General features: G+C 41.9%; 6 protein-coding genes. 4 read left to right on the forward strand and 2 right to left on the reverse strand.

Going from position 1 to position 9700, the window contains the following annotated elements:
- Positions 1-274 precede the first annotated feature (274 nt).
- Entirely contained in the window at positions 275-1411 is a 1137-nt protein-coding gene (locus QZ735_RS10430; protein WP_294247902.1) for a hypothetical protein, read from the reverse strand.
- A gap of 225 nt (positions 1412-1636) precedes the next feature.
- Here QZ735_RS10430 and QZ735_RS10435 point away from each other — a divergent pair, with 225 nt between their 5' ends.
- Complete coding sequence (locus QZ735_RS10435) at positions 1637-2722, forward strand: EpsG family protein (protein ID WP_294247905.1); 1086 nt, start codon at positions 1637-1639, stop codon at positions 2720-2722.
- Here the strand turns inward: QZ735_RS10435 and QZ735_RS10440 are convergent.
- Positions 2711-3715, reverse strand: a complete 1005-nt coding sequence (locus tag QZ735_RS10440) for a hypothetical protein (RefSeq protein WP_294247908.1) — start codon at positions 3713-3715, stop codon at positions 2711-2713. The two genes, QZ735_RS10435 and QZ735_RS10440, sit on opposite strands and share 12 nt — an antisense overlap.
- Before the next feature lie 183 nt (positions 3716-3898).
- Here QZ735_RS10440 and QZ735_RS10445 point away from each other — a divergent pair, with 183 nt between their 5' ends.
- Genes QZ735_RS10445 through QZ735_RS10455 form a run of 3 tightly spaced genes read left to right on the forward strand, consistent with a single transcriptional unit; the run spans position 3899 to position 9648 of the window.
- Positions 3899-7552 carry an MMPL family transporter gene (locus QZ735_RS10445; RefSeq protein WP_294247911.1) on the forward strand — a complete coding sequence of 1218 codons (3654 nt, stop codon included), beginning with the start codon at positions 3899-3901 and terminating at the stop codon, positions 7550-7552.
- Positions 7553-7592: 40 nt separating this feature from the next.
- Positions 7593-8507 carry a dialkylrecorsinol condensing enzyme DarA gene (locus QZ735_RS10450; RefSeq protein WP_294247914.1) on the forward strand — a complete coding sequence of 305 codons (915 nt, stop codon included), beginning with the start codon at positions 7593-7595 and terminating at the stop codon, positions 8505-8507.
- A 1-nt stretch (position 8508) separates the two neighbouring features.
- Positions 8509-9648 carry a beta-ketoacyl-ACP synthase III gene (locus QZ735_RS10455; protein ID WP_294247916.1) on the forward strand — a complete coding sequence of 380 codons (1140 nt, stop codon included), beginning with the start codon at positions 8509-8511 and terminating at the stop codon, positions 9646-9648.
- Positions 9649-9700 lie beyond the last annotated feature (52 nt).

Below are 9700 nucleotides of genomic sequence, written 5' to 3' on the forward strand. Positions count from 1 at the left end.
CACAGTCATAAATTTAAGGGCATAGAATATATCACCATTATTTTTTCTCTACGGAATGATTTATATGGGTAGTAAACAGGCTTAAAAAGAGTAAAAAACAAAATAATGGGCTTCAAAAAATCCGTTCAGGAAATTAGAATTAAAATCAGCACTGACAGATCTCCCATTTTTTTAAGTATTCAGAAAAACCCGCTGACAAAAGTGAAGAAATTGCCGTATATTATTTAAAATACCAGCTTCTTTCTTTACGGTGACCAAAAGCATCTTATAAAGTTCAGAAAAAATGAAGAAAAAACCGCAGCGGCAGCCCCATCTGGATGCCGATGAGTGCAGAAGGAACACGGTACATAAAATTGGCCAGCAGAACCAACAGAATGAAAACCATCACCCTGCGCTCTTTTAACATCCGGGAATCAAAAAATTTCATTTCCGAAACGGGAATCAGAGAAAGCAGAAGAACAGCAAAGAGAATGAAGTTATTATAGAACCACCTTCCTGTGTCAATGGCAATAAGAAATAAAGGCAAACTTATAAAAAAGGCAAAGCCAAAAGCCATATACAGCTTCCTTCTGTTTTCTGCCGGAAAGTTCTTAAGAACGGTATAAAATACAACGAAAAACAGCTGAAAGATCACACTTATAGCATACAGGCTCAGTTTTCCTATTTCCTTTGTATAATAATCTATCTTAATAAGCTGTGTCTCTTTCCACTGAAAAATATTCTCGTGCTGAAGATCAATACGGCACTCACGGATAAGCTGCAACGTTTTATGATAATCCGTATTAACCCCTGTCAGCAAGACAATCCCTGCCGGTAAATAAAAAGAAAGCAGGATAAGTCCATATCTTTTAAGATCGATTTTTCCGGTGTGAAAATAAAGGGCAAGTAAAAAGTACTGGGCATAAAAGATAAAACTCTCATGGATAAATACCGAAACGGCAAACAATACCAGAAATGCATATTCTTTGTTTTTGGTAAGCTTGTTTTCTGTAAGATAATAAGTAAAAGCAACGAAAAGCAGCCATAAAATACCGTCTTTTCTGGCCCCGATGGCAGGATCTGAAAAAAAACCCCACAGGCAGAAAGGCGTAAGAAGAAACAGGGCATCTACCACATTTCCGTTTTTGTATCTGAAAAGCTTATATAAGAAATAAAAGAATCCGATATGTACCGCCGTCTGTACAAGAAAAACGGAGTACTGAAGTTTTATTGAAAATGCCTCATAGATGAATACGAAAGCTGTCCCCAGCAGACCTCTTCTGCTGAAACCCACTTCCTGATAGTTGATAAGCCAGTCTGCAAATGCGTAACCGTTGCAAACGATATAGGCAAAGTATACTTTAAACAGACATAATACGGTGATGCATAAGAGATAGATAAGAAATGTATAGTCTGTTGCTCCTTTTTTCATCTTTACAGTTTAAGTCTATTTATGCAATCTTTATCTGAAGTAAGGATTGTCTTGGATTGTGTTTATCAGATTTGCGAAATTACACTTTTTCTTTCAAACGCCCTCTGCATTTTTACCCTCAGTATATCAATTATTTCATTACTTTTGCAAGCATAGATTTAGAAGACACAATATATGCATCTGCTGCACCCCTATTATTTGGTTCCCTTCATTATCATTTTATTTTTGAGCTTTGCCGAAGCCTACAGCCCGCAGAAACCGAGCCCGAAGTATATGATCCCCATCGCAGCATGGCTCATTCTGGTGACAGGATTCAGGGATGCCGGCCCTGATTACGGAAGCTATAAAAATATCTACATCTGGTACAGTTCCCACATCGACTATATCGATATTTTCAGAAAAGCACTGAAAATGGACAGCCGGCTCGATATGGAATGGCTGTTTATCCTGATCAATAAAGTGATTTTTGATATTTTTGCAGCACCTCCTTTTTTTATAGTCACTTTTTTCCTGGCCTTGATCTCCATCCCGTTAAATTACATCAATATCAGAGAAAACTCCCTGTATCCCTATACGACCATCCTGCTTTTCTTCTTTCCCAGTTTTTTTATTGGTGAAAACGGCCAGATGAGACAGGCGCTCGGAACCATCATCTGTTATTATTCCATACGATTCATCAAAGAAGAGAAAGTCTGGCATTACCTGTTCTGCATTTACCTGGCTATGGGAATCCATAACGTCTGCCTTTTTTTCCTTCCCATGTACTGGCTGGCAAGAATTCCGATTAACAAGACGGTGATGGCAACCGCTATTATCGGGTCTATGATCCTCTCCCCTTTTGAGATCTACAAATATATGGGAAGCTTCCTTCCTGATGAGAGCAGTTTGATGTCCGGATTCAACAATTACATCAACATGAATAATACAGCCGAAAGGCTCAACGGGGCCATCGGCATTCCTGAAGGAAACGCTATCCTGTCATGTCTGTTTCTTTTTGTATTTGATACCGATATGAAAAAAAAGTATCCTTACTACGAATATATGAGGAATTTCTGTGTGCTGGGAATCTGCTTTTTCTTTATTTTCAGGGGAAGTATCATGTTCTCATCACGGCTTACCGGGATTTTCTTTACCGCAACGGGATATCTGATGCCTTATGCAATGTATTCTGCCAATGCCGCCAGCAGAAGAATGATTCATACGGTAATCGTCTGCTACTGCCTTTTCAATTTTATCATCTTTTCCAGTTTCAATACCATTGTAAGGGGCCGGTTTACCATTGACACCTATACTAATTTCCTACTTCCCTGATAGATGAAACCCTTTTTGGGAAGCAATTATAATACCCGTAATGATTAACGGCATAAAAAGCCGCGCCTCCCAGAAAAGTCCTACCAGGCTGATCATTACCAGATAAGGCAAGGAAAAAAACAGGTACTTCCTGAGAAGCATTTTACCATTATCATCAGACAACCTGTACGGAAAGTACATACTCAGAAGTCCGAATAAAAGTCCTGCCAGGTTGTAAGGGCTTGTGAAATTCCTGATAAGATAAACCCCCTCCATGAATGATGCATGTTGCGGAATAATCAGCCGCAAGGAAATATAAGGGAACACGAATGCAGCTACCAGAAAAAGAGTTTTTTTTACAAAAGAGAAATTACCCCTGAAAAGACCTTCAGGATGAATAAAAACAGCTGCAAAGAAAGCAATGTTAAGGCAAGCAGTTTCCCGTACGAATGTGGAAATGAGAATAATAACTGCTAAAACGGCCAAGTCCGCAGTTTTTGCGCTCATCTGATATCTCAAAGTAAAGAAGATGCCTGAGACATAGAAAAACAGCGCGATACAGTCACAGTTTGTAGGAACATACTGTAGAATTACTATAAAAAATACGGCAATCAGGTGGATCATCCTTCTGGAGTTTTCGTCTGAAAGACTCCCGGCCGGACGCAGCTGTAAAATCCTTTTTAAAACAACAGAGGTCAGCAGGAAGAAAAACGCATTGATCAGAAAGGTAGTGTGATAAAACAGCGATCCCTGTTTCAGAAGAAAACTTTTTGCAAAAGGCAGGTAACGATCCACAACAAAAGTAAAGGCATCAGTACCATAGACACTCAGAAAGTTAGGAATGACACGATAAGCATAGACCGATGAAAACATAAAGTCAGGTGCTTTTTCCCAGGATTTGATACCGATTACATAAGAAGTCTGAAACCCGTAATATGCCATGAGAAACAGAAGGAAAGGAAGAACTACCGTGAACAGAAACCCGTCTGCTTTTTCATCAATTATTTTAAACATATAAATCAAACTTTATGAATCATCCATTTTATATAAAAATGGATATCATTTGTGGGAAACTTTTGCAAAAGTAGATGTTTTTTTATTAGTGTTATCTATTTTATCATTTTTCAGTTAAACTTTAGGTTAATTTTTTTTACACTCATTCTGAATACGGTAAATTTGCAGACCTGACATTCTGCTATGCATCGCTTTTTTATATTTTTATATTATTTACTGTCAAGAAATAAGATCATTTCCCTGCTTGCCGCTGCCGGGATTGCTGCCTTGTGCGGCTATTTCGCTTCGAGAATCAATTTTGAAGAAGATATCAGCCAGATTATCCCTAAAAATGAAAAGTCAGATCTTACAGCAAAAGTACTGAAGCAGCTTAACTTCTCAGATAAAATTATCGTTATTATCGAAAATAGGTTCCGTGATGAAAGCTTCCAGCTGTCTGAAACGGCGGATGCTTTTTTAGAGACCATACATCCTCTGAAACGGTACATCAGGTCAGTACAGGGAAAAGTGAATGATGACGAAATATCGGCTACCTTCAATTTCGTCAACGAAAACCTGCCGCTGTTCCTTGACGGAAACGATTACCGGGAAATCGAAAGAAAACTGCAGAAAGACAGCATTGCAAGACAGGTGGAAGACAATTACCGTTCACTGGTCTCTCCCGCAAGCCTTGTCACGAAAGAATTCATCAAGAAAGATCCGCTGGGAATTACCTTCATGGGCATCAAAAAACTCAATGCCCTGAATCTGAGCAAAGATTTCAGGCTGGAAGACAGCTATATCGTTACGAAGGACGGAAAAAACCTGTTGCTCTTCATTGATCCTGAAAACAGGAGCAGCGATACGAAGAACAATGAAGATTTCATCAACCGGCTGAATGACGCAAAAGATGCCCTTAATGTCCGGTTCAAAGGAAAGACCGAGATCAGCTATTTCGGATCGCCGGTCATTGCCGTTGCCAATGCCCAGCAGATCAAAAAGGACATCCGCAATACGGTGATGATTTCGATGACGGTACTGCTCATCCTGCTGATCTATTACTTCAGGAATTTCTTTACTCCTCTCATTGTTTTTCTCCCGACTGTTTTTTCCGTCCTCCTGGCATTGATGATCCTGTACTTCATCAAAGATAAAATTTCGGCCATTTCATTAAGTGTCGGTGCCATTCTTATTGGTATTACCATCGATTATGCCCTTCATATCCTTACCCATTATAAACACAACAATAATATTGAAGAACTGTACAAGGAAATCACACAGCCTGTCATCCTGAGCAGCGCCACTACGGCCGTTTCTTTTTTATGCCTTGTATTTGTACGTTCGGAAGCGCTGAAGGATCTGGGGCTTTTCGCCGCCATTACAGTGATTCTGTCTTCAGTAACCGCTCTGATCATTGTTCCCCAACTGTATCATCCGAAAGCGAAAGGAACTGATGCCAACACCAACTTCATCGATGCCATCGGATCATATCCCTATGAAAAGAACAGACCGCTGATCATCGGCTGTACGGTCCTCATCATCGCCTGCCTTTTCGGGTTCAGGCATGTAGGCTTCAATGAAGATATCGGTGACCTCAACTATATTCCGGAAGAACTGAAGATCAGCGAAGCCAAGCTTCAGAAGCTTTCGGACATCACCTCAAAATCCATTTATACGATCTCGTATGGTGATTCTGAAGAAGAAGCATTATCCCGGAACACAAAACTAAGCCGCTTCCTGGAGAAAGAAAAGCAACAGGGAAAAATATCAAGCTACAGCTCCCTGGGCAATGTGGTGCTCTCTGAAAAGGATCAGCAGGAGAAAATCCGGGAATGGAATCATTTCTGGGGCAACAACAGGAAAGACCGGACCCTCGGCGAACTGACGGCTGCCGGAACATCACTGGGCTTCAACCGCTCGGCTTTCAACCGGTTTAAAGAAAACCTGGATAAAAGATATACTGTCCTCCCCCTGAGGGATTACGAAAAAGTAAAAGCCCTTCAGACCTCGGAATTCATCAGCCGGGAAAACGGGTTCTATACCGTATCGAATGTGGTGAAAGTGGATGACCGGAAAAGGGATGCTTTCATTAAAGATGTTGAAAAAAACCACGAGGCACTTGCCATTGATCGGCAGCAGATGAATGAAAACTTCCTGGGATTGCTGAAGAGGGATTTCAATACCCTGATCAATTATTCCCTGCTCGCTATCATCCTTACCATCATCATCTTTTTCAGAAATTTTGAATTAACGGTGCTTACCATGTTCCCTATCGTGCTTACCGGTATCGTGACGGCCGGAATCCTGTATTTCCTGGGGCTGGAACTCAATATTTTCAGTACGGTGGTCTGTACGCTGGTCTTCGGAGTGGGTGATGACTTCAGCATTTTCCTTACCCAGGCCATGCAGAAAGAACATACTACCGGTAAAAACGAGCTTCCAACATACCGGACTTCCATCATCCTGGCTGTCTTTACCACCATCCTGTCCATCGGATCGCTGATTTTCGCCAAGCATCCTGCCCTTCATTCGCTGGCGCTGGTTGCGCTGATCGGAATGTTTTCGGTCATCATCATTACCTCTACGCTGTATCCGTTCTGGTTCAGGTTTCTGATTACGGACCGGGCAAGCAAAGGGCTTTCACCGGTTACCTTCAGGCTGTTGCTGAATTCCGTATTTTCTTTCCTGTACTATGGGTTGGGCGGACTCTTTTTTTCATTGGTCATCAGCCCTTTCACCAGAAAATCCAAAGGGAAGAATTTAGATTTTTTCAAATTTGTTTCCGCGCGGTTTTTAACTTCCGTCCTGTTTACGAATCCATTTGTAAGAAAAAAGCTCATTAAAAACCCTGAGGAAGATTTCAGCAGGCCGGCAGTAATCATTGCCAACCATACTTCTTTCCTGGATACGCTGGCTGTCGCCATGACTACCCATAAGATTATATTCCTGGTAAATGACTGGGTGTATCAGTCGCCCGTTTTCGGAAAAATGGTGAGGGCTCTCGGATTTTATCCGGTTTCCCAGGGCATCGAGAACGGACTTGAGCCGCTGAGGGAAAAAGTAAACCAGGGATATTCCCTGATGGTTTTCCCGGAATCAGAACGTTCTTATACCAGTGAAATCAAGAGGTTCCACAAAGGGGCTTTTTACCTGGCAGAACAGTTCGGGCTGGATGTCCTGCCTTTATACATCCATGGAAATGCCGATGTATTGCCCAAAGGAGATTTTATCATCTATGACGGGGCCATTACGGTAAAGGTCGGTGACAGGATCAGGAAAGACGATCCGGCTTTCGGAAACAGCTATCCGGAAAGGACAAAGAAAATCAATGCTTTCTTTAGGGAAAAGTTTGATGTCCTGAGAGCGGAACTGGAAGATGAGCATTATTTCAGAAAAAAATTACTCCTCAGTTTCTTATATAAAGACAATGAGGTGGTCAATGAAGTAAAGAAAGATTTCGACAACAATAAAACGGTTTATGCTGAGCTGAACCGGCACATTCCTAAAAACGCTGTTATCCTGCATATTGCGGATGACTTCGGGCAGCTGGATGTCCTGCTGACGCTTCAGCAACCCGGAAGAACGGTGTTCAGCCTGATAAGGGATGATGAGAAGAGAAGTGTTGCCGAACAGAATTATCTGGTAAGGAAGAGGAAAATCAGATACCTGCAAAGTAAATGTGAAATCAGTAAAAAGCCTGATGTCCTTATGATATCAGATCATCAGTTCAGTTTCAGCGAAAAGGAAAACCTTCCTGAAACCATTGTCTTCAGCAATGTAAACGCCTTGCCTTTAGATCCCACAGCTTACGGGCTGAGATATGATTCCGCTTCGCTGAAAATATTTAGTAGAATATAATAGATATGAAAAGCCTATTTTTGTAACCTGAAAAATATACATGAAAAAAAATATACTTGTCATTTACTATACCCAGACCGGACAGCTGGAAGAGATCGTGAAGAATATGGCCCGCCCGTTTGAAGACAAGGCTGAGGAATATGAGGTTACCTATTATAACATCAGGCTTAAAAAGGATTTTCCTTTTCCATGGCCCAGTGACGTATTTTTCAACACTTTTCCGGAATCCTACCTGCAGATTCCCAGCGAAATCCTTCCGCCGCCGGCAGAAGTCCTCAATACAAAATTCGATCTGGTGCTGTTCGGATATCAGGTCTGGTACCTTACTCCTTCCATCCCGATTATTTCCTTCCTGAAAAGCGGCTATGCAGAAAATATCCTGAAGGATACGCCGGTAGTTACCGTATCAGGAACCCGGAACATGTGGATGCTTTCCCAGGAAAAACTGAAAGTCTATCTGCGCGACCTGAAAGCGAAGCTTGTGGGAAATATTGCCCTGGTAGACCGCCACGACAATTATACCAGTGTACTTACCATCCTGCGCTGGATGACCACCGGAAAAAAGGAAAAATCCGGGATGCTGCCTGCGGCAGGAGTTTCACAGGAAGAAATAAACGGCGCCGGAAAGTACGGCACTATTATTGAAAAGCACTTTGCCGGAAATACGATGGATGCGCTTCAGCCGGATCTTGTAAGAAACGGAGCCGTGGAAATACGGGCCTTCCTGGTAAGAGTGGAAAAAGTAGGAAATAAAATTTTTACGGTATGGTCCAACCTCATCATCAAGAAAAAAGAAAAGCGTCCATTGTTGATTAAATTCTTTAAGGTATATTTGATGGCTGCGATCTGGATTATCTCTCCTATCGTACTGGTTCCGCACCTGCTGACCACCCCTATTTTTTGGTTTAAAAGAAAGAAACAAAGAGAATATTTACAAGGAATTAATTTAAAATAAAATGTACGACGTATTTATAACAAAAGCATCAACATACCTACCGAATGAGCCGGTTTCAAATGATGAAATGGAAACGTATCTTGGCTATATAAATGGCGCAAAATCCAAGGCGAAAGCCATTATTTTAAGAAACAATAAAATTGTCACCCGGTATTATGCACTGGATAAAGAAGGAAATCCTACCCATACCAATGCCCAGATTGCAGCACAGGCAGTAGAAGGGTTGTTCGACGAAAAATTCAGCCGGGAAGATATGGAACTGCTTTCGGCAGGAACTTCTACCCCGGACCAGATCCAGCCTTCCCATGCTTCCATGGTTCACGGGGAGCTGAAGACGAAAAAATCCGTAGCCATCAATTCGGCATCCGGGCTTTGCAACTCCGGCATGAATGCCCTGAATTACGGTTTCCTTTCCGTAAAAGCAGGTGTTAATAAAAACGCAGTCTGTGTAGGATCAGAAAGAATGTCATCATGGATGACCGCCGATAAATTCAATCATGAAGCCGAAAACCTGATTCTTCTGGAAGAACGGCCGATCATCGCCTTCAAAAGGGAATTCCTGAGATGGATGCTTTCCGATGGTGCCGGTGCCTTCCTGCTGGAAAACCAGCCGAGAGAAAATGAAGTCTCTTTAAAAATAGAATTCATTGATTTTTATTCCTACGCCCATGAAATTGAGGCCTGTATGTATGCAGGAACCGAAAAACAGGAAGACGGAAGCCTGAAATCGTGGGCCGATTACCCTTCTGAGGAATGGCTGAAACAGTCGATCTTCTCCCTGAAACAGGACACCAAACTTCTGGATGAATACATCCTGGTAAAAGGTGCGGAAAGCTTGAGAGCTTCTTTTGATAAACATCAGCTTGACCCGGAAAGCATAGACCACGTACTGGCTCATATCTCTTCAGGGTACTTCAAGGAAGGACTGAAAGACGAATTTGCCAAAGTAGGGCTGGATTTTCCTTGGGAAAAATGGTTCTATAACCTTTCGGAAGTCGGCAACATCGGAGCCGGTTCTATCTTCATCGCACTGGAACAGCTGATGAATTCCGGAAGACTGAAAAAAGGGGAAAAAGTACTGCTGTGTATTCCTGAAAGCGGAAGATTTTCTTATTCCTGCGCGCTGTTAACGGTTTGCTAAATGGAAAACACACTGCCTACTTCCGATCAGCATTTTGTGGAAAGCCTGATTC

This window comes from uncultured Chryseobacterium sp., assembly GCF_913776365.1.
In the GTDB taxonomy this organism is placed as follows: domain Bacteria; phylum Bacteroidota; class Bacteroidia; order Flavobacteriales; family Weeksellaceae; genus Chryseobacterium.